At 62.1% G+C, this 23,694-nt stretch carries 18 protein-coding genes; 14 read left to right on the forward strand and 4 right to left on the reverse strand.

What is annotated here, in order from left to right:
- Positions 1-6: 6 nt before the first annotated feature.
- Together BWR02_RS14130 and BWR02_RS14135 are read right to left on the reverse strand one after the other, a co-directional pair.
- Positions 7-1,101 (reverse strand): patatin-like phospholipase family protein, encoded by a 1,095-nt coding sequence (locus tag BWR02_RS14130; protein WP_139558592.1) that lies wholly within the window; start codon positions 1,099-1,101, stop codon positions 7-9.
- A gap of 180 nt (positions 1,102-1,281) precedes the next feature.
- Positions 1,282-5,508, reverse strand: a complete 4,227-nt coding sequence (locus BWR02_RS14135; RefSeq protein ID WP_139558593.1) for a PAS domain S-box protein — start codon at positions 5,506-5,508, stop codon at positions 1,282-1,284.
- A 460-nt stretch (positions 5,509-5,968) separates the two neighbouring features.
- Between BWR02_RS14135 and rbp the strand changes: the two genes are divergently transcribed.
- Both rbp and BWR02_RS14145 read left to right on the forward strand, forming a co-directional pair.
- On the forward strand, positions 5,969-6,274 hold the full coding sequence (rbp, locus tag BWR02_RS14140) for an RNA-binding regulator (protein WP_129882690.1): 306 nt from the start codon (positions 5,969-5,971) through the stop codon (positions 6,272-6,274).
- 252 nt (positions 6,275-6,526) lie between these two features.
- Positions 6,527-7,600 (forward strand): phosphatidylglycerol lysyltransferase domain-containing protein, encoded by a 1,074-nt coding sequence (locus BWR02_RS14145; protein ID WP_139558594.1) that lies wholly within the window; start codon positions 6,527-6,529, stop codon positions 7,598-7,600.
- Positions 7,601-7,744: 144 nt separating this feature from the next.
- Here the strand turns inward: BWR02_RS14145 and BWR02_RS14150 are convergent, their stop codons facing one another.
- Positions 7,745-8,512 carry an alpha/beta hydrolase family protein gene (locus BWR02_RS14150; RefSeq protein ID WP_162560169.1) on the reverse strand — a complete coding sequence of 256 codons (768 nt, stop codon included), beginning with the start codon at positions 8,510-8,512 and terminating at the stop codon, positions 7,745-7,747.
- A gap of 562 nt (positions 8,513-9,074) precedes the next feature.
- Here BWR02_RS14150 and BWR02_RS14155 point away from each other — a divergent pair.
- The 11 genes from BWR02_RS14155 to cydX all read left to right on the forward strand — a co-directional run bounded on the left by BWR02_RS14155 (position 9,075) and on the right by cydX (position 22,083).
- Positions 9,075-9,794 (forward strand): tetratricopeptide repeat protein, encoded by a 720-nt coding sequence (locus BWR02_RS14155; protein ID WP_129882687.1) that lies wholly within the window; start codon positions 9,075-9,077, stop codon positions 9,792-9,794.
- A gap of 127 nt (positions 9,795-9,921) precedes the next feature.
- Entirely contained in the window at positions 9,922-11,541 is a 1,620-nt protein-coding gene (locus BWR02_RS14160; RefSeq protein WP_139558596.1) for a cytochrome P450, read from the forward strand.
- Positions 11,541-13,160, forward strand: coding sequence for an FAD-binding oxidoreductase (locus BWR02_RS14165; protein ID WP_139558597.1), 1,620 nt, complete (start codon positions 11,541-11,543; stop codon positions 13,158-13,160). The genes BWR02_RS14160 and BWR02_RS14165 overlap by 1 nt, the downstream gene beginning before the upstream one ends.
- A gap of 63 nt (positions 13,161-13,223) precedes the next feature.
- Complete coding sequence (locus tag BWR02_RS14170) at positions 13,224-13,826, forward strand: nuclear transport factor 2 family protein (protein ID WP_139558598.1); 603 nt, start codon at positions 13,224-13,226, stop codon at positions 13,824-13,826.
- A 273-nt stretch (positions 13,827-14,099) separates the two neighbouring features.
- On the forward strand, positions 14,100-16,151 hold the full coding sequence (locus tag BWR02_RS14175) for a 2,3-oxidosqualene cyclase (RefSeq protein ID WP_236102246.1): 2,052 nt from the start codon (positions 14,100-14,102) through the stop codon (positions 16,149-16,151).
- Positions 16,144-17,502 (forward strand): FAD-dependent oxidoreductase, encoded by a 1,359-nt coding sequence (locus BWR02_RS14180; protein WP_328591524.1) that lies wholly within the window; start codon positions 16,144-16,146, stop codon positions 17,500-17,502. The genes BWR02_RS14175 and BWR02_RS14180 overlap by 8 nt, the downstream gene beginning before the upstream one ends.
- 589 nt (positions 17,503-18,091) lie before the next feature.
- Positions 18,092-18,796 carry an MBL fold metallo-hydrolase gene (locus tag BWR02_RS14185; RefSeq protein WP_139558599.1) on the forward strand — a complete coding sequence of 235 codons (705 nt, stop codon included), beginning with the start codon at positions 18,092-18,094 and terminating at the stop codon, positions 18,794-18,796.
- 153 nt (positions 18,797-18,949) lie between these two features.
- A complete protein-coding gene (locus tag BWR02_RS14190; protein WP_139558600.1) occupies positions 18,950-19,195 on the forward strand; it encodes a hypothetical protein in 246 nt (81 codons plus the stop codon).
- The gene (locus BWR02_RS14195; RefSeq protein WP_139558615.1) at positions 19,195-20,763 is read left to right on the forward strand and encodes a cytochrome ubiquinol oxidase subunit I; all 1,569 of its coding nucleotides are present in this window, start codon (positions 19,195-19,197) and stop codon (positions 20,761-20,763) included. Before BWR02_RS14190 ends, BWR02_RS14195 begins: the two co-directional genes overlap by 1 nt.
- Positions 20,764-20,790: 27 nt before the next feature.
- Positions 20,791-21,927, forward strand: a complete 1,137-nt coding sequence (gene cydB / locus BWR02_RS14200) for a cytochrome d ubiquinol oxidase subunit II (RefSeq protein WP_139558601.1) — start codon at positions 20,791-20,793, stop codon at positions 21,925-21,927.
- 9 nt (positions 21,928-21,936) lie between these two features.
- On the forward strand, positions 21,937-22,083 hold the full coding sequence (gene cydX, locus BWR02_RS14205) for a cytochrome bd-I oxidase subunit CydX (protein ID WP_129882680.1): 147 nt from the start codon (positions 21,937-21,939) through the stop codon (positions 22,081-22,083).
- A gap of 153 nt (positions 22,084-22,236) precedes the next feature.
- On the opposite strand, the gene BWR02_RS14210 is transcribed toward cydX, so the two are convergent.
- A complete protein-coding gene (locus BWR02_RS14210; RefSeq protein ID WP_139558602.1) occupies positions 22,237-22,605 on the reverse strand; it encodes a hypothetical protein in 369 nt (122 codons plus the stop codon).
- Between the two features lie 299 nt (positions 22,606-22,904).
- On the opposite strand from BWR02_RS14210, the gene BWR02_RS14215 reads away from it, so the two are divergent.
- Positions 22,905-23,657: an EAL domain-containing protein gene (locus BWR02_RS14215; RefSeq protein ID WP_162560170.1), complete on the forward strand. Its 753-nt coding sequence runs from the start codon at positions 22,905-22,907 to the stop codon at positions 23,655-23,657.
- Positions 23,658-23,694: the final 37 nt, after the last annotated feature.

Genomic DNA, 23,694 nt, shown 5'->3' on the forward strand with positions numbered 1-23,694 from the left:
CGGGCTTTATGCGCCCAGGCTCGCCAGCCGGCTTTCGAGAAAGCTTCGCCCCTGTTTCTCGCCGTCCGCGATCAGACGACGGATGTTCGCGGGCGAACGGTCCAGCTTGCTCTCGTAGTTGAGTGTCCCGACCAGATCTTCCGACATCTCGATCATCGGTATGTGGAAGGGCTGGTCGGGATCGTCCGGGAACGACTTCGGTAACTTGACGGGTGCCGCGATGTCGAGCCGGGCCAGGAAATCCTGGCAGAACGCCCCCTTCAACAAGAGTTCATTCAGGTACTCGACCTGCCGCAGGCCCTGGAACAGCGAGACATTACCTTCCAGTTCATTGCGCCGGTCGAGTATGTCGTCGGGCTCGGTGGGAATCTTGTCGGTCGCGGTCGGATTGATCTTGATGACCCAGATTTCCTGCGCAATGTTGTCCTTGCCGACGAAGTCGCCCTTGATCAGGCGATCGATCGGCGGGTTGTCGGAGAACAACCCGTCCCAGTAGGCCTCGTCACCAATCGAGACGGCGGGAAAGAGGTTGGGGATACAGGCCGACGCCAGCAGATGCTCGACACGGATCGGCTCGCGATAGGAATTGAATTTGTGCAACTTGCCACTGAGGATGTTGCAGGCACCCAGCAACAACACCGGGGGCTCGGTCTGCGCCCCCCAGGCGGCCAGTTCGGCGAAATCGACATGGGCTTCGAGCAATTCCTTCAGGTCGGTGAAGCGGCTGCGCATGCCCTGGTTAACCACCGAGGAGGCGGCCTTCAACAGAGGCGAAGCCGGGCTGACGTTGAACTGCGGCAACTGACCCCGACTGACCATTTCCAGAGTCTTGATGATGCAGTCGTTGAAAAACTGCTCCTGATAGCCCTGAGCGGCATTGTCTTCCCAGAAGTCAATCAGCCGCCTCCAGGCCGGCGTTTCCCCTTTTTTGAGCGCATACCAGATCAGAAACGCACACAACGCGCCACCCGACGTACCGCTCAGGCTGACGATGTTGAAGTGCTCCTGCACGCGACTTTCGAACAACGCCTTGAAGACGCCAGCGGTAAAGGCAGTTTGGCTGCCGCCCCCCTGGCAGGCGATCGCGACCCTGGGTTTCATGCAATACCTCCCGATTCGACTACCGAAAGCGCAAACTGGCTGACCGGCGGGGCATCTGGCACCCGTGGGGCTTTCGCTCCACCTACGGTCAGGCTGGGTTACTGCCCGATCGCGACAGGCATCAGTGTCCGCAGGCACCCGTCGGGCCTGCCAGCGGATGATGATCGATGCAAGGCAGACCTAAATCCCGGCATCCTGGATGGCCTCGGCCAACGTTGCATAACAGCGGGCAACGGCTTCCGCGCAAGACTGGATTTCCGCCGGTGACGCGCCCCGCTTTGCGGCCGCTTCCAGGTCGGCGGCAAGCGCTTGCAGGGCGGTCGCTCCGACCGCACCGGCACTACCCTTGAGCTGATGCGCGATCTGCCGGGCAGCCTCGGAGTCATGGGCATCGACGGCGCCTTCCAGGCTTGCGGCGACGGCCGGTTGTTCACCGGCGAACAATCGCAACACACGGTAGTATCGGGCAATTCGTTGACCGGAGTATTGCAAGCCAAGGTCCGTGTCGAGGCCGTCGATCTCCGGTAACTCCAAGGCGGCCCCGGGCTCGGCACTTCCAACGGCCGCGAGACCGGAGTTGTGCGGTCCAGCGAACCGCGCCGACGGCAGCCATCGCCGCAATGCGGCATGCAGTGCTTCCGGCGAGACCGGCTTGACCAGATGTTCATTCATGCCGGCAGCGAGGCAAGCAACACGGTCCTCACCGAAGGCATTGGCAGTCAGCGCCAGAATCGGAACGCTTGCATATTCCGGTAACAGGCGGATGCGGCGGCACGCCTCGAGACCATCCATGACCGGCATCTGCATGTCCATCAGGATCAGGTCGTAGCGCCACGTTCGCGCCTGCTCGAAGGCCAGGGCGCCGTTTTCGGCGACATCGACGACGAGATTGCTTTGCTGCAGCAGTGCAAGAACGACTTCGCGGTTCAGCGGATTGTCCTCGGCCAGCAGGATGCGGGCACCGCCATAACCCAACACTGAGGAATCCTCGAAGGCCGAAGGCGATTCCAAGACAACCGACTCCGCGGCTGCCGCGTCCCGCGCTCGCTCGAGGCGCGCAGTCAACCAGAACGTGCTGCCTTGCCCCGGCACGCTGTCGACACCCGTCTCGCCACCCATCAAAGCCGCCAGGCGCCGCGTGATGGCCAAGCCAAGCCCGGTCCCCCCGTGGCGACGCGTCGTGGACGTATCGGCCTGCTCGAAAGCGTCGAACAATCGGTCGGCCTGGGCCGGATCGACGCCTGGCCCGGTATCCACTACCTCAAACCGCACGAGCACATCGGCAGCGGTCTGTTCCAGTAGTCGCGCACGCAGTACGATCGAGCCGCGCTCCGTGAACTTGACCGCGTTCCCGGCGTAGTTCAGCAGGACCTGGCGCAGCCGGGTCGGGTCACCCCGCACTCGTAGCGGCAGGGCTTCACCTTCGATCGTCACCATCAACCCCTTGGCGCGCGCCGCTTCGGCAATTAGCGCCCGCGTCTGCTCCATGACCCCGGCCAGCGCAAAATCCATGTCTTCCAGCACCAGCCGCTCGGCCTCGATCTTGGAAAGGTCGAGGATGTCGTTCAGCAAACTCATCAGGTGGTTCGCCGCGGTCTCGATCTTTCCCAGCCGGTCGGCTTGAGTTGGCGTCAACGGATCCAGCCGCAGCAACGAACCGAGCCCGAGAATCGCGTTCATCGGCGTGCGGATCTCGTGACTCATATTGGCCAGAAAGGCACTCTTTGCCCGATTGGCGGCCTCGGCTTCGATCTTGGCTTCCTCCAGCAGGATTTCGGCCCGACGACGGGTGTAAATGCGCCAGAGATCGTTACCGATCAACTGCAGTTCGCGCACATCGGACTCATCGTAGTCACTGGGTTTGTTGCCGACGCCGATCAACATGCAAACCCGTCCGTGCTCGAGAACGGGAACCCCCAGATGACGGAACATCTTCGTATGCCCCTCGGGGTAGCCGCGCCGATGGGGCAGACTCTCGTAGTCATTTTGAATCACGGGTTTCTTGACGCGAACCGTATCGGCCCAAACGCCTGCCTGGCTAACCGGGTAGTGGTCATCGAAGGCGGCGGTGCAGACCTGCATCGTGCTCGACGACCAGGTAATCAGGCGAATGGTTTCCTGATCCTCGCTGAGGAAATGCAGGTAGCCGATCGCACTGCCGGTCAGTCGCACCGCCTCGTCGATCCCGTGCCGCAGCAGTTCCGCCTCCGACATCTCGGCCGCTTGCTGGCTCATGGCGAACATGGCGCTGAGGCGCTGATCGCTCATGCTGAGTCGGCGATTGAGTTCCTCGAGTTCCGTTGTCCGGGCCCGGACCAGTTCTTCGAGGTGATAGCGATAGCGCTCCAGTTCCTGCTCCGCCCGCTTGCGCTCGCTGATGTCGATGCCGGTGCCGATCAGAATCGTCTGGCCAGCCTGCTCGACACGGATGCCTGTGAAGTAGTAGGGGGTGCGGCGACCGCCTTTCGCCACGAGTTCTGCCTCCACCGTGCTCCGGCCGCTTTCGAACACTTCCCGGATACGCTCTCCCACTCGCGCGGCGTCAGTGCCGTCAAACAACGTGAGCGCGTTAAGCCCTTGGAACTCCTGCGCACTGCGTTCGCTGACCCGTTCCATTTCTACGTTCCAGAACAGAAAGCGGCCTGTGGCGTCGAGCGCGTAGAAGACGCCGGGAATCGATTCGATCAGCGTCTCCCGGAATTCCCGCTCCCGACGCGCCGCTTCGTCGGCCGCCCTGCGCGCGGTGACGTCGTGCATGAACCCATGCCACAAGACAAAGCCATCAGGCTGCGCCGTGGGCGTCGAGACTGCCTCGATCCAGACCCATCCCTTCTCGGGATGTCGGATCCGCCATTCGGCAGACCACGGGGTCAACGATCGCGCCGATTCGGCAATGCTGGCATGGACACCTTCGATGTCATCGGCATGGATCAGCGCGAACAGCGGATTTGCACTGCTTGCGGCCATCTCCGGCGAGATTCCGAAGACGTCGACAAGCTTCGGACTCGCGTAGGGTAGTCGCGTCCTTCCGTCCGGAGCGATCTCGAACGCATAGACGACGCCGGGTACGGCATTGGCGATACTCTGCAGTTGTTCCCGCAGTGCCACGCGATCCCGGAGAGCCGCCTCGGCAGCCTTGCGCTCGGTAATGCCGCGCAGAAACGAAATGAAGGTATGCGTGTCGGGGTCATAGGTCGCGCTGACTTCGACGTCGATGATGGAGCCGTCGCGGCGCCGGTGACGGGTTTCGAACAACTGACCGCCTTCCCCGATGATCGCGCTGCTGCGATCGACGACAGCGCGACTGGAATGGTCGATGTCGAGGTCGACGATCCGCATCGCCAGCAACTCCTCGCGGCGATAGCCGCTCATCCGCTCCGCTGCCTCATTCACATCGAGCAGCTGGCCGGTCGTCGCATCGACCAGCCAGAAGCCATCGCTCGTCGTGCCGAGCATTTTTTCGTAACGCGTCACGGCTTGCCGCAGCTTCCCCTCCGTGGCTCGCCGCTCGGCCTCGAGCTGCCCGAGCGCACGGTGCGTCTCGGAAAGCCAACCCAGGACAGTGTCGGCAGCGACATCCCCGACTGCATCGCTCGCCGAAAAATCCCCGACCCGAATTTTCGCAATCAATGCGTGAACCGCGTCGACCGAACCGCCCAACGTTCGCCGCAGTCGCCGGTAGCTCAACCAGACGACCACCACCAGAACCAGACCAAACGCGATAACCAGATACCGCATGGACAAGGCGCGCTCCATCGACGCCTGCACTATGTTCGATGTGCGGGTTTCCAGGTGCTCGTGGAACTCGCTGATGGGCCCCATGATCGCCGCCCTGGCACGCTCATAGGACTCGCCGAACAACATGGACCGGGCCAGAACGTGCTTGGCGTCAGCGTCACTCCCGATCGTCTCGGCAAGCCGCATCGCTTCGCCTTCCATCGCGGCGAGCGCGTCCGATTTGATTTTGGCGTCTTGGAGCTTTAGCACTTCGTCGACGCTCAGTCCGACCTGGCGTAGCCGATCCAACAAGGGCATCGGTACCCGCGGGTCGGAATCCGACGTCGTCCCAATCTGTCCGACCCGACGCGGGTCGGAGTCTGGATCACCGACGGTCGGTGGGAGCCTGCCGTCGCGACTGAACAGAATCTGCTGATAGGCGGTCTTGTAGGCGGGCTGGCCCGTAATCACATAACTGCGCGCCAGCCGCGAAAGATCGTCCGATGCGTGGCGCAACTCGTTGGAAAGTTGCAGAGACGAGTGGCGCAAGTCGTTGACGTGATCGATCTCCTTCTCGGCCTGCACGTAGAGCTGAAAGCAGCCAACGAAGACGGCAAACAGGATGAGGATCACCCAAAGGGGTAGTGTGAAACGGCTGGTGGGCGGGTGGATTGCCACGAACTGATGCACGCTCAGAGGGATCGTTGCGATTTAAACGGGGGCCGCGTCCGGAGCCTGGAAGCTGACCTTCCTTCACGCCAACTGAATCAAGCATAACGCATCAAGGGCATGCGGACAGGAACACAGCGCGTCTTCTTGGCGAGTGTAGACGGGCCGGTGAGCCGCTTCGCGCTCACAGCAGGGATGAGGACACAGCCAAAAAAGTTTGTGGACAAGCGCCGAAAATAGGCCTATGGTTGACGCCGTTTGTCGCGGCGCAAGAATCGGTCTTCGCCACGAGGATCCGGAACGTTACTTTCAGACAATGCCCTTGGCACCTGCTAGCCCCGCCTCCTCCTGCCAAGCCACATGTGGCGTGTAACTCAGCACGTCCTGTGGTTATCGTAAGCCTCAAGCCCACGCTGCAAACCGCTGTCGCGATCATCGCGGCAGGCGTACTTCGGTAGTTTGTTTTTTTGGAGTCCTGTTAATGAGCAAGAAATTGTATGTGGGCAATCTGAGCTACAGCGTCACGAACCGTGAGCTTGAAGCGATCTTTGCGGAGCACGGTACCGTCGAGTCCGCGAACGTCATCATGGATCGCGAGACTGGCCGCTCGAAGGGTTTCGGTTTCGTCGAAATGGGCACCGAGGCGCAGGCGCGCTCGGCAATCTCCGCCCTGCATGGCAAGGCTTTCGAAGGTCGCGATCTGACCGTGAACGAAGCACGTCCTCGCGAGGAACGCCCGGCCGGTGGCGCGGGCCGCAGCGGCTTCGGCGGCGGTCGCCGCTTCTAAAGCGTGAGCTTACCGGCGCCGTGAGGCGCCGGAACAGCCTGCCAGGAGAAAGGCCAGGGGCGTGGTACGCCCCTGGCCTTTATTCGTTTGGGGCTGTCGCATGACGATGCCGCATCCTTGATAGCCCAAGCCACGCTTGCTGGGGCTCAAGCCGGTCAACCGCCCGGGCCGAGGCCCGTGGCCCTGCAGATCCAAGTTGGACTTCTATACTTCGGCCGGAAGATATCCAACCAGAACAAGGATCCTGCGGCCATGAGCATCTCATTTACCGACATCCTGAATCGACATGTGGCAGCAACCGCTCTTCTGTTTCCAACACGGCCCCCTGCACGCGATGCGGCGATCGAGCTGCCCGTCCCGGTCACCGCCCGCCTGGTTTCTCGTTTCGGTAGCGCATCCAGCAACGTACTGCTGGATGAGCGATGCCAGCACTTTCGGGATGCCGGAATCGATGGAGTGATCGGTTACAAACGGCAGGGCCGCTACGCAATTGCGCTAGGAGACCCGGTCTGTGCAACCGAGGACCGGGCCGCTTTGGTCGAAGCCTTCCGGACCCACTTCCGAGAACAGGGCGTACATACGCTGTTTGCGGTCGTCGGAGCCGGCACGGCGGAATATCTGCGAGCGACGGGCTGTGGCCTGGTGGAGTTCGGCGTCGAGCAGGTCCTCGATCCCAGCAATAGCGTGACGGCACCGGGATACAAGGAATTGCGCAAGAAACTCAAGCGCGCCCGGCGCGCGGGCATGGAGGTAACCGAGTATCGGCCGTTCGAAGATGGACATAGTCCCCAGCTTGAGCGACAGATGAACGATCTGGTCCATTGCTGGCTGATGAATCGCGGGGGGCTCCAGACCTTCTGGGCACACATCGATCTCTTTCGATCGCCGACGACGACACGCTGGTTTTGCGGCAAAGTCGGCGACAGGGTCGTCGGTCTGCTGTCGACATTGCGGTTGGAAAATCTGAACGGATATCTGCTCGAACATATCCTTTGGGCACCGCAGGCGCCCGTGGGCACCTCCGAATCGCTGGTCGCTCACGTGCTCGAGACCCTCGCCGGCGAGAACTGCACCTACGCCAGTTTCGGCCCGGCGCCAGCCCACGATCTGGGGGAAGTCAGCGGCTTCTCAAACCTCTCGGAACGGTCGTGCCGCCTGATCTACAGGATGGCCCGACATCTTTTCCAACTGGATTCCAAGGCACTGCACCGCCAGAAATACCGACCCGTCGCGGCACAGCCGCTGTATCTGGCATTCGACAAGACCAGCATCGGCTTGGGCACGCTTGGTGCGCTGGGCCATGCATTCAACTTTTCGATGGCCTAACGCACCTGCAACCGCGGGTGTGCCCGTTGCCGAGCACAGAACGAATCCGATGGGCCGGGCCGTTTACCGCCCTGGCAGACTTCCCGTCAACCAAAACCCGCCGTGGCTTGCCGGAGAGAATCCCGGACACGGGCCCGAGTGCTGCTAGGACCGGGAGAATCGCTGAGCCTGGGCTACGCGGATCACGCCCCGGACCTCCGGCAACGTCGTGAGAACAGGCCCGCCTTTCAGATGCTGGACGAAAAATCCAACAGTCGCGGACAGCGCGGTATCGTGGACCTGCCGTGAGTCCGCGGTACCAACGCGGCAGATGCCGTACCCGAAACGATCTGGCTCGTCCAGCATTTGGACATGGTCGGCACCCCGCAAGGTCAATTCCACCGTTCCGGCCGGCGCATGCTCGAAGAAGCGCAGGTAATTGGTTTCCATGGGGGCGCAGATGCTCGCTGCCTTCCATGCCACCTCCGCACCGATCAGCAGCAAGGGCGCGCGCAGCGCGGCGATCTGTCCGTGGACGACAGAAAGCTCTCCGGCATCATCGGGGTCGATCGCAACGACGCTGGAGAAGCCGCCGAGCGCCACGGCTGCGAGGATGGCGTCCTTGCCTCCCATCGAATGTCCTGCGATGCCGATACGTGCGGGATCGGCGCGCAGTGTGTCGACCAACCAGTCCGCGATGATGTGCGCTTCACGCGCCAATTCGATATCGGACGTAAGCGGCGAGTACCATTCGTGTGCGGCCACGAGGAAGCCTTCTGCGGCCAGCGCACGAGCGTAGCTGTCGTATTGGTCGACGGGTGCCATCAGGCCTGGCAGGAAAACGATCGCCGGCGCGTGACGCTGGAATGCATGCGGCCGGTACAGTGTCACCGTCTGGCTCCCTCCCGGACCATCGATCTCGACGTCGCTCACTTCGATTGCCTGGCGTAACGGCTGGAGGATGAGTCCGCGGCGCGACTCGGAGTCGACCGCCGCGGCTAAAGACCCGGGCGCTGCTTGTGTGGCCGACGCAACCCCCGGGCCCATCAGCAGCCACACTGCGGCGACACCTCCTGCAAGCCCGGCACACAGCCGAGGCAGCGCAAAGCCCACACCGGCTGTGCGAACACGAAGCGGAAGCAGAAAAGAGCAGAATGCCATGGAAGATTCTCAGCGGGTGGTCAGAGGCGTTGAGTTCGGCATCGCGTCCCAGGGGCGAGCGCACGATTGCCTCGGTCTTCAAGCATTGAATATGCCTGACCCCCTCATCGCCTGAGAAAGCAACCGGAATTCTCGCTCAGCCAATGACTTGAAAGCTATTTGAGGCGTGCGCCTAGCGGCAACAGGAACGGTTCGGACGCCCACTGTAAAGAAGCCTGACGCCCATCCGCAAGGCATTTACGTACGGTTACGGCATGCGGCACGCAGTCAATTCAGCACGGAATTGCTAGAATGACGACGTTTCGGACGCAAGAACCTCAAAGAAGGACCGCCCTTGAATCCCCTGCTCAAAGTCTTGGCCGCAATGGCTTTCTTTCTCGGCGGCTCGATTCCGTCGCACGCAGTCGGCCCGGCCGCAACGAGCGATACCGTGCAAAGCCTCTGGAACGAGTGGGGCGAAATTTTCTACGTCGTTCCGGAGAAGCAGCGGGCGACCCGTTTCGAAGCTTTCCTGCCGCGAGTGAAGGCGTTGGTTGCCCAGCATCCCGGTCAAGCCGATCCGCTGATCCTCGAAGCCATCGTACTCTGCACCTATGCGGCCTCGGACGTCGGCCTCGGCGCACTGAGCAAGGTCAGTCAGGCGCGCGATCTGCTGGTGAAATCGATCGACATCGATCCCAAAGCCAGGAGCGGCGCGGCCTACATTACGCTCGGCAACCTCTACTATCGCCTTCCGGGCTGGCCTATCTCATTCGGCGACGAGGATCAGGGGCGGCACTACTTCGAGGCTGCGCTGAAACTGAGCCCGGATGGCATCGACTCGAACTTTTTCTACGGCGACTATCTGCTGGACCGCGGCGAGTACGAGAAGGCGCTGGCCTACCTGGAAAAGGCGGACCGCGCCCCGATTCGCGACGAGAATCGGCTGTCCGACCTGAACGTGAAGAAGGAGATCGCCAAAGCCTTGGCAGCCGCGCGTGAGCGACGGAACGACAAAGGCAGCTTTTTCAGCCGCATCGTCGCATCCGTGTTCGGATCCGCCGAAAAACAGTAGCGGCACCCGGGTCATCTCTCACACCAAACATCCGTTACGCACCGCGACGCGTCGCAGCACAGCAATCCGGCCATCCGTGGCCGGCGCCCTACGCCCGGTTCGTCACGCATCGCTCACAGGAAAACCCATGGCTCAAAACGCATTGAAGCCCCCACCGAGGCTGGGCGGCGCTCTTCCCCTGATCGGACACATCCACCAGTTCGGCAAGAATCCGCACGCGTTCATGATGGACCTGCGGGCCAAGCTCGGCGATGTAGCCGAGTTCAAGATGTTTCATCAGGACATGGTCTTGCTGACCGGGCGGGATGCCAGCGAGGCGTTCTACCGCGCACCGGACGAAGTGCTGGACCAGGGGCCGGCCTATAAAATCATGACGCCGATCTTCGGCAAGGGCGTCGTGTTCGATGCGCCGATCGCACGCAAGAACCAGCAGTTACAGATGCTGATGCCGGCGCTCCGCGACAAGCCGATGCGGACCTACTCCGACGTGATCGTCGATGAAGTCGAGGGACTCTTGAAGACCTGGGGGGAAGCGGGCCAGACCGATCTGCTCGAGTTCACCAAGGAACTGACAATTTACACCTCCAGCCACTGCCTGCTCGGCTCCGAGTTCCGCCACGAACTGAATGCGGAGTTTGCGGAGATCTACCACGATCTCGAGCACGGGATCCAGCCGATCGCCTACGTTTTCCCGAACCTGCCGATGCCGGTGTTCCGACGGCGCGACAAGGCACGCGCGCGACTTCAGAAACTGGTCACGGACATCATGGAGAAACGGGCGCGCAAGGGCATCGAGAGCACGAACGTGTTCCAGACGCTGATCGATGCGCGCTACGAGGACGGCACGCCGCTAAGCCCACACGAGATCACGGGCATGCTGGTGGCAGCCATCTTCGCGGGGCATCACACGAGTTCCGGAACCACCGCCTGGATCTTGATCGAGTTGCTGCGCCACCCGGAGGAGATGAAGAAGGTCGTTGCCGAGATCGACGCGCTTTTCGGCCCGGACGGCCCGGTAACCTTCGAGTCGCTACGGCAGGTACCGCGGCTCGAAAACGTCATCAAGGAAGTGCTGCGACTGCATCCGCCGCTGATCATCCTGATGCGCAAGGTGATGAAGGATTTCCAGGTCAAGGATTACCTGATCCCGGCCGGTAAATTCGTCTGCGCCGCGCCATCCGTGACGCATCGTATCGCCGAGCTGTTCCCGAACCCCGAAGTCTTCGATCCCGACCGCTATCTGCCGGATCGGGCCGAGGACAAAGACCTGTTCGCGTGGCAGGCTTTCGGTGGCGGGCGCCACAAGTGTTCGGGTAACGCCTTCGCCCTGTTCCAGATCAAGGCGATCTTCTGCGTGCTGCTGCGCCGTTACGAATTCGAGCTCGCCAACCCGCCCGAAGCGTATCGGGACGACTATACGAAAATGGTCGTGGAGCCAGGCTCGCCCTGCCCGATCCGCTACCGTCGCCGCGAGATGACCCGGAGTGCGACCCGGACCCCGAATCTCACGGCCGCAGCGGAATCGACGAAAAGGCAGGGCTTCCGGATCGCCGTCGACATGGACCTATGCAAGGGCCACGGCAACTGCATGGCCGAGGCACCGGAGGTCTTCCACATGGACGACAGCGGCAAACTGACCGTGCTGCAGACCCATTGCGAGCTCGAACTGCTCGAAAAAGCGCGGGCAGCGGCGAAGTATTGCCCGACGCAGGCCATCCACATCGCGCTGGATGACGAGGTGCCGTAATGGCGACGCACGAGCAACAACACCCGCCTGCCATCGAGAGCCCGAATCCCGGGCTTTTCGAGCATATCCTGACGCACTATCGAGGCCTCTTCGCGGTCCTCGTGCTGTTGCCGGTTTCGCTCGTCTACGGCGCCTATGCGGCGCTCCGCAACCGTATCGTGTTCCAGCTGCGCAGCGCGCCGACGCAGCACGCAGCGAAGGTGCAGAATGTGGTCCGCCAGATCGAGGCATGGAAGGCGGACGGCGCCAAGCAACGCCTGTGCACCGCGCGCTCAGGCTGGGAGACGATGAGCGAACTGGTCCCCAGCTACAAGCTGACCCACCGCAAGATCGATGTCGGTCTCTATGACATCCTCGAGATAGATGGGCAGAATCGCACGGTCAGGGTCGAGCCGCTGGTCACGATGGGACAACTGACACGCACGCTGTTGCCGCTGGGCTGGACCCTGCCGGTCGTACCGGAACTGGACGACCTGACGGTCGGCGGCTTGATCATGGGCTTCGGCGTCGAGAGCAGCAGCCACAAGTACGGTCTGTTCCAGTCCATCTGCATCGCTTACGAGATCGTTACGGCCGATGGGCAGATCCTGCATTGCAGTGCCGTCGAGAACGCCGAGCTATTCCATGCCATTCCGTGGAGCCACGGCACGCTCGGCTTTCTGGTTTCGGCAACGCTGAAATTGATTCCGGCGCGCCGTTACGTCCGGTTGCACTACCAGCCGGTACGTGGCCTGGACGAACTCGTCGCCGCCTTTGAAGAAGCAAGCCGCGCCCCCGAGGCTCACGACTTCGTCGAAGGACTCGTTTACGATCGGGACTCCGCCGTGATCATGCGCGGCACGCTCACCGACGAGATCGCGCCCGACGGGCGGGTCAACGCGATCGGGCGCTGGTACCAGCCCTGGTTCTACCGCCACGTTCAGCGCTTTTTGGCGCGGGATACCGAAGGCGTCGAGTACGTGCCGCTGCGGCAGTATTACCACCGCCATACGCGCAGCTATTTCTGGACCATGGAGGAGATCATCCCGTTTGGCGACCACCCGGTATTCCGGTGGCTGCTGGGCTGGACGCTGCCACCGCGGGTATCGCTACTGAAATATACCGAGACCGAGACGACCCGGCGTCTGCGCGAGCGGCTGCACGTGATACAGGATCTGCTGATGCCGATGGCGACGCTGAAGGCATCCATCGAGTATCTCGACGAGCATTATGGGATTTACCCGCTTTGGTTGTCGCCAATGGCCATTTACGCCGACGCCCGGCACACCGGGTTCGTCCAGCCCTGTCCGCGCGGCGACGGTTCCCATGACGAACTCTATGTCGATGTCGGAGTGTACGGCAGCAGCTATCGGCCAGGTTTCGACAACCGGAGAGCGCTACCGCAGCTGGAAAGCTTCGTGATCGACCAGCATGGGTATCAGGCGCTGTACGCGACAACGATGTTATCCCGCGATGCCTTCCGCCGCATGTTCGATCACACCGCTTACGACCGATTGCGGGCGCAGTTGCCGCTGTGCACGCAAGCCTTTGACGAGGTCTACGACAAGGTGTCAACCAAGGGCCGCGTATCTCCGGTGGAGATGCGCAAGATCGAAAAGCACGCCAAAGGGCCTAGCTGAGCCACCGCACGATCGCGCGGACTGCTTGTCCCCTGAATTAACTGCCAGACCCGGAACGCTCATATGCCTGCCTATCCCCGCCGAGAACTCGAAGCCATGGTCGAACGCTGGCTGTCAGCCAACCGCCAGTCGGAAAAGGAGGGCGACTGGATCAAGAACCTCGGTGCGATGTACACCGAGGACGCCGAGTATCGCTGGAACATGGGACCCAATCAGGAATTCGTCGCGCGGGGTCGCCGGCAGATCGAGGAGTGGGCTCTGGGCGTGCACATGAAGGGCTTCGAGGAGTGGCAATACCCCTACGACAGGATCCTGATCGACGAACAGCAGGGCGAAGTCGTCGGCTTTTGGCGCCAGGTCGCCCCGGTCAAGCGCCCTGATGGCACTCCGTATCAGGTGGCCGGTCTGGGTGGCTCCTGGTTCCGCTACGGCGGCAACTACCAGTGGAACTGGCAGAGCGACTTCTTCGACCTGGGCAACGTCAAGGCACTGTTCATGGAACTCGCAGCCGATGGGCAGCTGGATCCGTCGGTCAAGGACCGGATCAAGCGTCTGGCTCGCGGCGAGCAACTGGCCGGGGTACAACCCATCGGCCACGCACCCGGCCTCGGTCGGCGCCTGAAGGGGCTGCTGGCGATGGCCCGCATCGTTGCACTGGGGTCCTGAGCGCATCGTCAGCTTCGCGGCCACCGCGATCCGTACCGGCGGCATAGTGCCGGCGGCCAAGGGGTTCGATTCGCCGGAAACGTCCGGCTGTGGACATTGGCGCAACATGTGTCGAATTGCACATATCACACCCAGCAACCGTGTGGTAGTATTGGAACTGTTTGTGTTGAATTTGTTACGATTTTGCCTGCGTCGCCCGGCTTGTCGCCGTCCGGCGGAAGATGGTCGCTAGCCCGCATTGACCGGTGGCATCTGATCTTGTGAGACCCTGGATTGAATATCGCCATTGACTCCCTCCCCAACGCGAGTGCAGCGACCGAGCGCGGCTTGACGCGCCTGCTGCAAATCCAGAAGCCAGACGGCGACTGGGAGGGCGAGATGGTTTGGTGCACGATGATCCTGGCCCAGGCGATCATCGTCCGCAGCGTCGTGGGTAGACCCTATCCGGACGAGGACCGGCCGGCGATCATCAGGTACTTCCAGCGTTATCAACATGATGACGGCTCTTGGGGCATGCACCCCGAGTCGCCGGGCTATGTCTTTTTCACGACGCTGGCATATGTGGCGCTCCGCCTGCTCGGTTTGCCACCGGACACGCACATGCTGGTCGGCGCGCGCCGCTGGCTCGCCTCCCAGCCCGACGGCGTGAAAGGCATCCCGACGTGGGGCAAGTTCTGGCTGGCCATGCTGGGGCTGTACGAATACCGCGGCCTCAACTCGATTCCGCCCGAACTGTTCCTGCTGCCGGAGTGGCTACCGTTTCACCCTCGCCGCTATTACTGCCACACGCGCCAGATCTACCTGGGCATCGCCTACCTGTTCGGCGTGCGTTTCGTCGCGACGTTGCCCGACGGGATGCGAGACGCGTTGCGCGAGGAACTGTACGACCGGCCCTACGACCAGATCGACTTCGATGCGCTGCGCCATACACTCGCCGCCAGCGACGTCTATGTCCCGATCAGCCCCGTGCTGCGAAAAATCTACGACGTGCTGGCCTGGTATGAACGGCGGCCGATCGCGGCCTGGCGCCGTCGCGGCCTCGACGTCTGCTTCGATCGGATCCTGTACGAACAACGCAGCAGCCGCTATCAGGGCATTTCTCCGGTCAATGGCCTGCTCGACTGTCTGGCAATCTTTGCGCACGACCCGCACCATCCTGATCTGCTGCCGAGCCTCGAAGGTGCCGAGGCCTGGCGTTGGCAGGATCGCGAGGAAGGCATCCGCTATGTCGGCGCACGCTCAAACACCTGGGACACGGCGTTCGTGGTTCAGGCCCTGACTGAGGCGCCGGTGACGACGCCGGGCCTGGCCAGGGCACTTAGCAAGGCTCACGCGTTCCTCGATAGAGCACAGATGACGGAGGAGCTGGACGGGTATCGGGAAGGCTGGCGCGATCTATCGCTCGGTGGGTGGTGCTTCTCCGACGGCGAACACCGTTGGCCGGTCAGCGACTGCACGGCCGAGGCGCTGAGCGCGTTGCTGACGCTTTACGACCATCCGGCCTACGACGCGATTCCGCGGCTCGATGAGAAGCGTCTCCTGCAGGCAGTGCAGTTCATCCTGTCGCGGCAGAATGCCGACGGCGGGTTCGGCACGTACGAGAGACGCCGCGCCGGACGCCTGCTCGAAATGATCAACCCGTCCGAGATGTTCGGCCAGTGCATGACCGAGCTGTCTTACATCGAGTGCACCGCGTCATCGCTGGCCGCCCTGTCACACTATCGCCGATCCCATGCAGACCTGCCGAACGGCGCGATCGACCGCGCCATCGACAGGGCCATCATTCTGCTGCGGAGCTGCCAGCACCCCGATGGATCCTACCCCGGGTTCTGGGGCATCAATTACACCTATGCCATCTTCCATGTGGTGAAAGGTCTGCGCACCGCGGGAGTACCGGTCGCAGATCCGGCATTGCAGCGCTGCGGGCGCTGGCTCAGGGAGAAGCAGCGCGATGACGGCGGCTGGGGCGAGCACTACACGAGTTGCCTGGAAGACCGATACGTCGAGCACGCGCGAAGTCAGGTGGTCATGACGGCCTGGGCGCTGCTGGCCTTGCTGGAGTGCGCCACGCCCGATGATCCCGCGATCCGACGCGGCGTCGAGTGGCTCAGAAACCAGCAACAACCTGACGGCGACTGGCCACGGCAGGCCGTCAACGGCGTCTTCTTCGGCGCTGCCATGCTCGATTACCGCCTTTATCACACCTATTTCCCGGCGTGGGCCCTTGCGCGCCATGACCGGCTCAGCGCTGCCGCGCTGCCTCCGGAGCGCCTTGCCCCCCAAAAAAGAACTCAAAAGCATGTTCAAGAGGTTGCCTATGAATGATCTGGCCGACGTCGACGTACTCATCGCCGGGGGGGGCGTGGCGGGTTCCGCGGCTGCGGCAGCCTTGGCCCAACTCGGACTGACGATTCAGATCATCGAGCCCGGCCCGGCCCATGGTCGGCGGCTGGCGGGCGAATTGATCCATCCGCCGGGCGTCGACGGACTCGGTGAGTTGGGACTGCTCGACGTCATTCGCGAGGAAGGCGTCCCGGTGGATGGTTTCGCCATTTTTCGGGAGTCGCAGCGTGGCGCGCCGGACGCGGAGGTCCTGCCATACAGCGATCGGTCGGATGCGAAGGTATCGGGACTGGTGGTCGAGCACCGTTTCCTCAAGGAACGACTGCTCGAAAAGGTCGGCACCCTGCCCGGCGTATCGATTCGGACCAATGCCCGGGTCACCGCGATGGAGACCCAGAACGGGGACACCTTTACGGCCGTCGTCCGCGAAGACACGGGCGATACCCGAGTGCGCGCCAAACTCCTGATCGCAGCGGACGGACCCCTGTCCCAGGTCCGCAAGCTGATTGGCATGTCCCACGCGACGCAGCGCTATTCCGCGATGATGGGACTGGAAGTCAACGACGAGAATTTGCCACACACGGGCTTTGGCAATATTTTCCTGAGCCCGGCGGGTGTCTCCTATGCCTATGCGATCGGCCGCGGGCGGGCTCGCGTAATGTTCGAGATCCTGCGCGATGCCGATGCGAAGGAGTCGATCCGAACCCAGTTGAAAAATTTTCCCGAGGATTTCCGACGCGACATCGAGGCGGTGCTGGCGGCCGGCAAACCCCTCGCCGCGCCGAATTTCTGCATCGTTCCCGAAGCCAGCACGCGCGGCAATGTGGCCCTGATCGGCGATGCGCGCGGCTGCTGCCATCCACTGACTGCATCCGGCATCACCGCAGCCGTCAAGGATGCGCTGATCCTGCGCGATGCACTGCGTGAGACCGGCATGGACATTCCGGCCGCCCTGAAGCGCTATGCGCGACTCGGCAATCGCTTGCAGCTTACGCGGCGCACACTGGCCGAGGAATTGCGCGAAGCCTTCCTGGCTCAGACACCGGAAGCCCAGTTGCTCAGCGAATGCATCTTTTCCTACTGGCGATCCAGCCCTACGGGCCGGCGCAGGTCAATGGCGCTCTTGTCAACGCTCGACAGCAGCGTTCTGTCGCTGGCCACACAGTATCTGACGGTCGTGCTGCATGCGATCCGGTTGATCCCGCAATGGCGCAGACAGCGTTCCATCGCGGACTGGAATCGCGGCGTATTCCGATTGCTGGCCAAGAGTTTGGGCTTTCAGCGCACGGTTATCGGACAGTGGATCCGCGAGCGCTACGCGTTTCCCGAGTAGCCCGAAACTCTCGTCGAAAGCCGGGTCGCTGCTGAGGTCTTGAGCGCGATTCGGCAACCCGTCGCGGTCGCCCGCATAGCGGGCGGAACCGACGCAATGCAAGGCACCTCGCCGAAAAAACGGAACCAAGACTGCGCCGTCCGGTACACCGCTCCCGATCGTCCATCACAGCTCTAGATGAACCCTGCAAGACACACCGTGTCGTGCCAGACTGACGCGTTTTGACAGCGTTTCCGCAAACCCTGCCGGCACATTGCCGTGACGAGTTTCACGGCTGCGTCGATGTTTCAGTCACGCATCACTTGAGACATCGCTGAATCACAAAGGCCAACGGCGCGGGACCGAGCTCATCACCACGACCGCCGGTCCGCGCCGCCAAACCAGGACCCAAGGCGTTGGCATCAGGCCCTCGCCAGGGGCTGAGACACCAGTTCCGGGCCGCCTTGGGCCTGATCAGCGACGGCCCTTGTCCCGCCCCCCCGCTGCTGTCCCGCGGTTCTTCCCCTGATGACCCTGATCCTGGTATGTTGTTTGCATTAGTGCATTAAAATGTCCTAATGCGCTTAGACGAGCCAGAGAGCCCCCGACCATGATCTTCCATCAACTCTTCGAGCCCGAAACCTGCACGTACACTTATCTGCTCGGCTGCAAGCGTACCCGTCGCGCCGTTCTGATCGATCCAGTGGCGAGCGAGGTCGATGGCTATTGCAGGCAACTCGACGAACTTGAGCTCGAACTGATCTACACGATGGAGACGCATGTGCACGCGGACCATATCACCGGCTCCGGGCTGTTGCGTGAACGCCTGGGCAGCAAGAGTGTGGTGCACCGCGATGCTGGCGCCATGTGCGCCGATCTTCTGGTCACCGACGGGGTTCTGCTGCAGGTTGGCGGCCTCGAATTCCGCGTGCGCCATACCCCGGGACACACCTCCGGTTGCATCAGCTTCGTCATGAACGACCGGGTATTTACCGGCGATTCGCTGTTCATCGGCGGTTGCGGCCGTACTGACTTTCAGCAAGGCGATGCCGGCCGGCTTTTCGACAGCATCCACGATAAGCTTTTCACCTTGCCGCCGGATACGCTGGTCTATCCGGGGCATGACTACAACGGCAACACCGTCTCGACGATTCGCCAGGAGCGCGACCGCAATCCACGCCTTGGGGGAGCAAGGACGCGGGATGAGTTCATTCAGATCATGGAGCAACTCGACCTGCCCTATCCGAAATTCATTGATCAAGCCCTGCCGGCGAATCAGGCCTGCGGCATGGAAGCGGGCCTCCGACATGGCTGAGCGCCGGAGCGATCGCGTCCCTGGGACGGACGCACCCCGTGTCGGCAGCGTGTTTCCCCTTTTGGCCAAGGAGGGCCTTTTTTCGAGAGACTTGACCACGACGGCATGACGGATGCACGCTAGGGTGACAATCGAACCAAGGAATACCCTTCGATGAAGCCCCAGCGGCTACAGGATGCATCGCCGCCGTCACCCGATTCCCAGCTGTCATCCGGCACCGGCTCTCCGCGCCGGAGCCGGCTCAAGCTGGAACTGACACTGGCGCTCACCTTCAAGGTGTTGGTGCTCGGTTGGCTGTGGTTTTCGTTCTTTCGCCCGGACCCGGACCGCCCGAAGCCCTCGCGTAGCGACCTGTTTTTTCGCCCCAACACCTCGGCCACTCAAGGAGAATCGCCATGATCATCGGCGACGAGATCGTCAGTCTTTCCCGGCTGCAGTTCGGCCTCACGGCCATGTACCACTTCCTTTTCGTGCCGCTGACGCTGGGCATGAGCTTCATTCTGGCGATCATGGAGTCGGTCTACGTGATGACCGGCAAGCCGGTCTACAAGGACATGACGAAATTCTGGGGCAAGCTGTTCGGCATCAACTTCGCGATGGGCGTCACGACGGGCATCACGCTGGAATTCCAGTTCGGCACCAACTGGGCCTATTACTCGCATTATGTCGGCGACATCTTCGGTCCGATTCTGGCGAGCGAAGGCTGGATGGCGTTCTTCCTGGAATCGACGCTCGTGGGACTGTTCTTCTTCGGCTGGGACCGACTCAGCAAGGTTCAGCACCTCGCCGTGACCTGGGCCGTCGCATTCGGCACCAGCTTTTCGGCGCTGTGGATTCTGATCGCCAATGGCTGGATGCAGCACCCGGTCGGGTCAGCCTTCAACTACGAGACGCTGCGCATGGAAATGCAGTCCTTCGCCGACGTGTTCTTTAATCCGGTCGCACAGGTCAAGTTCGTGCATACCGTAGCGGCCGGTTACGTCACCGGGTCGATGTTCGTACTCGGTATCAGCGCGTGGTATCTGCTGCAGCGGCGTGACCTCGGTTTCGCGCGGCGCTCGTTTTCAGTCGCGGCCGGCTTCGGTTTGGCGTCGGTGCTATCGGTGATCGTGCTGGGCGACGAGAGCGGCTATACCTCGGGCGAGACGCAGCGCATCAAGCTCGCCGCGATCGAGGCCGAATGGGAGACTCATGAACCGCCGGCCAGCTTCACGGTCATCGGCTTCCCCGACCAGGACGCGGAGAAGACGCACCTCGCCCTCAAGATCCCCTATGCACTCGGCCTGATCGCCACCCGTTCGATCGACGAACCAGTCCTCGGGATCAAGGATCTGCGCGAGGACAGTACGCGCCGCATCCGGAATGGCATGATCGCCTATGGCGAACTCGCCAAGCTGCGCGCGGGCGACAAGAGCGAAGCAACCCGGGCGCGTTTCGACCAGCACAAGGTCGACCTGGGCTATGGACTGCTGCTGAAAAAGTACACCGAAGAGCCGGCCAATGCCTCAGAAGAGATGATCCGCAAGGCAGCCGCCGATACGATTCCCCGGGTCGCACCCATGTTCTGGGTCTTCCGATTGATGGTCGCCGCCGGCTTTACGATGCTGTTCGTGTTCGCCATGTCGTTCTATTTCTGCGCGACCCGGGTTGCCGACCAGAAGCGTTGGCTGCTGCGACTGGCAGTCTGGTGCATCCCGCTGCCGTGGATAGCGTCCGAGGCCGGCTGGTTCGTCGCCGAATACGGGCGCCAGCCATGGACCATTTCCGGCGTACTGCCAACATCAATGTCAGTGTCCAGTATCAGCACGGAGCAGCTCTGGTTCAGTATCGGCGGGTTCCTGTTCTTCTATACGGCGCTGTTGGTGATCGAGATGTACCTGATGATCAAGTACATCCGGCTCGGGCCTAGCAGCCTCCACACCGGCCGCTACCACTTCGAAACCAAGGCCGCCGCGCCGGCGCTGTGAGCCGATCCCGCCCATCTGGAGACGACCATGTTCGACTATGAAACCCTGCGCGTGATCTGGTGGATTTTCACCGGCGTCGTGATCATCGCCTTCACGCTGACGTCAGGCTTCGATTTCGGTATCGGAGCGTTGTTGCCCTTCGTCGGCCGCAACGATCTCGAGCGCCGCGCGGTCATCAACACCATCGGCGGCACCTGGGAAGGTAATCAGGTCTGGCTGGTTCTGCTCGGCGGCGCGCTGTTCGCGGTGTGGCCGTTGGTCTATGCGACCCTGTTTTCGGGCCTCTACATCGCGATGCTCCTGGTGCTGTTCGCGCTGTTTTTTCGTCCCGCCGGCTTCGATTACCGCAGCAAGCTGGAGGATCCGCGCTGGCGCAATGCCTGGGATTGGGGGTTGTTCATCGGCGGCGCGGTGCCCCCCATCCTGCTGGGCGTGCTGGTGGGCAATCTCGTTCAGGGGCTGCCCTTCCACTTCGATAGTGACTTGCGCCCTTACTATAGCGGGAGCTTTTTCGGGTTGCTGAATCCGTTCGCTCTGCTGTGCGGCGTCGTCGGGTTGCTGTTGTGTCTGTTCCACGGCGCGATCTATCTGAAACTCCGCACCGAGGGCGCATTGCACGAGCGTGCCCTGAACCTCATGCGGGTCCTAGGGCCGGCGCTGCTGGCCACGCTGGCGCTGGCCACGCTGTGGGTGGCGTACGGAACGTCTCTCCCGGAGATCGCGACGATGCCGGGCACGGACGCCGCCTCGAATCCGCTCGCGAAGACGGTCACGAATGCCCACAGCTGGCTGGATCAATTCGCGGCGCACCCGTGGATGTTTGCCGCTCCGGCCGTCGGTTTCGGCGGACTGTTGCTGGCCTGGAGGACGGCGATCACACGCAACACGGGCCTCGCATTCGTGTTCAGCTCACTCGGGATCAGCGGCATGCTGTTGTCGCTGGGTTTCGGCCTCTTCCCCTACCTGCTGATCTCGTCGAGCCACCCGGGGCACAGCCTGACGATATGGGATGCGAGTTCCAGCCAGTTTACGCTGGCCCTGGCGTTCTGGATCACCGTGGTATTCCTGCCGATCGTGCTGACCTACACCCGATGGGTCTACAAGGTGCTCTGGGGCAGCGTGACGCCCGAGAAAGTTCTGAACGATCAGCACACGCTCTATTGAGGAACGGACATGTGGTATTTCGCTTGGGTACTCGGCGTGGGCCTCGCCTGCGCCTTCGGCATCATCAATGCCATGTGGCTGGAAGCCGAATGTGACATGGATCACTGCGGTGCGGACGACGAGACCATCGATCGCGGGGCGCGCGAGCGGCGATGACCCCCCGCCCTGTGCTGCGGGGACGCGTCCGAACAGCCCCTTCAGCAGCGGAGGCCGCCAGCCCCGTGCCGGCCCGGGCTGCGAGCAAGGGCTTGGCAGACGCGGCCTCGGAGCAGGCTCCCCGGGGGGGGATACACCCGGCGGAGCACGCAGCTAACGCGGCCCAGGATCCCGAAACGGCAATCCCAGCCAGCCCGCCTCACTTTCCGAGCGCTTCTCCACCGCCTTTTCGAGTGCACCAAGCTGGTCGCGCATGACCGTAGTCTCATGCGTCTTCCTGAGCAGGTCCAACACATAAGCGAGCCGCGTGCCGATCTGGCAGTCGATCCGACCGCTCCGCATGTCCCGGTACACGGCAGCCATCTCCTTGCGAAGCACCTCGATCGATGACTCGACTGCGGGCTCTCTGCCAAGCTTCGCGTACAAGCCCTCGACACCTTCCCGAAAACCGTCCCCATCCGGGGCAGCGCCGTCCGACGCATGCATCTCTTCCCACCAGTCTGCCATCGTCTTCTTCGTCATGCGTACTCCCGATTCCTGTTTGCATGCTCAGCTTAAAGCGGCCACACGAGGCGTCTGTCTTACGGCGCTTGCGTGGTCATGACAGACGCTAGGTTAGCGGACTGACACGAACGGTCAAGAAAGAAGATTGTCGGCGCCGCCTGGCAGGGTGTTGCGTGATCTGCCTTGCTGCGTAATGCTTTCGATAACCGAAGTGGCAAAGTCGCGTGATGGCGTGTCAAGGCACTGCAGGACCGGATCCTGATGACCGACCCGCAAATCGCAAACAGCCTTTAAGGGCATTCAGGAGTTGGCTGCGAATGATCGATCTGCGTGAAATCTATGACGCGCTTACCGGCACCGAATTCTTTCTGGAGTACCAACCCATCGTGGCGCTCGAAGATGGCCGCTGGAACGGCGTTGAGGCGCTGATCCGGTGGCAGAGACCGACGGGCCTCGTGATGCCCTCCGACTTCATCCCCCTGGCCGAAAATACGCCCCTGTCCGGACTGATCACCTATTGGGTGATCGAACGCGTAGCCGACGAACTCGGGGCCTGGCTCAAGGTCAATGATGACCTGTTCGTCAGCATCAATGTCCCGCCCGAGATCCTCGGCCGCGGGGGCCTCGAATACGCCAGCCAGAAATCGGGCTTGCGGGAATTGTCACACCAGGTGGTCCTCGAAATCACCGAACGAGGAATCCCGGATCAGATGGGCGCCGAAGCGCTGGAGTTGATCCCGCAGTATTCGTCGGCCCGCATTGCGCTTGATGATGTGATGCTGAACGGCGCCAACATTGCCGTCCTTTCACGCCTGACCTTCGATTTCGTCAAGATCCACCCTGACCTGGTGCGGCAGATTGATCGCAGCAACCCAGCCCCTCCGTGGCTTAGCCATCTCTCGGATCTGCAACGCTCTGCCCCCCTGCAACTCATTGCCGAAGGCATCGAAAACAGCGCGCAAGCCGAGGCACTCAAACAGGGTGGTATTCAGATGGGCCAGGGCTTCTTTTTTTCACGCCCGAAGCGCTTCGAGCAACTGCTTAGGCCGTCATCGCGGACGACCCGTTAGTGCCGCTGCCAAGGATTGTCCGGACGACTTTGCTGCG

Origin of the sequence: Methylotetracoccus oryzae (genome assembly GCF_006175985.1) — a bacterium.
GTDB lineage: Bacteria > Pseudomonadota > Gammaproteobacteria > Methylococcales > Methylococcaceae > Methylotetracoccus > Methylotetracoccus oryzae.

Coding starts and splice junctions, on each gene's coding strand:
- BWR02_RS14160 (WP_139558596.1), top strand. CDS start 9,922: ATGGCTCAAAACGCATTGAAGCCCCCACCGAGGCTGGGCGGCGCTCTT.
- cydB (WP_139558601.1), top strand. CDS start 20,791: ATGTTCGACTATGAAACCCTGCGCGTGATCTGGTGGATTTTCACCGGC.
- BWR02_RS14170 (WP_139558598.1), top strand. CDS start 13,224: ATGCCTGCCTATCCCCGCCGAGAACTCGAAGCCATGGTCGAACGCTGG.
- BWR02_RS14130 (WP_139558592.1), bottom strand. CDS start 1,101: ATGAAACCCAGGGTCGCGATCGCCTGCCAGGGGGGCGGCAGCCAAACT.
- rbp (WP_129882690.1), top strand. CDS start 5,969: ATGAGCAAGAAATTGTATGTGGGCAATCTGAGCTACAGCGTCACGAAC.
- cydX (WP_129882680.1), top strand. CDS start 21,937: ATGTGGTATTTCGCTTGGGTACTCGGCGTGGGCCTCGCCTGCGCCTTC.
- BWR02_RS14215 (WP_162560170.1), top strand. CDS start 22,905: ATGATCGATCTGCGTGAAATCTATGACGCGCTTACCGGCACCGAATTC.
- BWR02_RS14145 (WP_139558594.1), top strand. CDS start 6,527: ATGAGCATCTCATTTACCGACATCCTGAATCGACATGTGGCAGCAACC.
- BWR02_RS14190 (WP_139558600.1), top strand. CDS start 18,950: ATGAAGCCCCAGCGGCTACAGGATGCATCGCCGCCGTCACCCGATTCC.
- BWR02_RS14165 (WP_139558597.1), top strand. CDS start 11,541: ATGGCGACGCACGAGCAACAACACCCGCCTGCCATCGAGAGCCCGAAT.
- BWR02_RS14185 (WP_139558599.1), top strand. CDS start 18,092: ATGATCTTCCATCAACTCTTCGAGCCCGAAACCTGCACGTACACTTAT.
- BWR02_RS14180 (WP_328591524.1), top strand. CDS start 16,144: ATGAATGATCTGGCCGACGTCGACGTACTCATCGCCGGGGGGGGCGTG.
- BWR02_RS14210 (WP_139558602.1), bottom strand. CDS start 22,605: ATGACGAAGAAGACGATGGCAGACTGGTGGGAAGAGATGCATGCGTCG.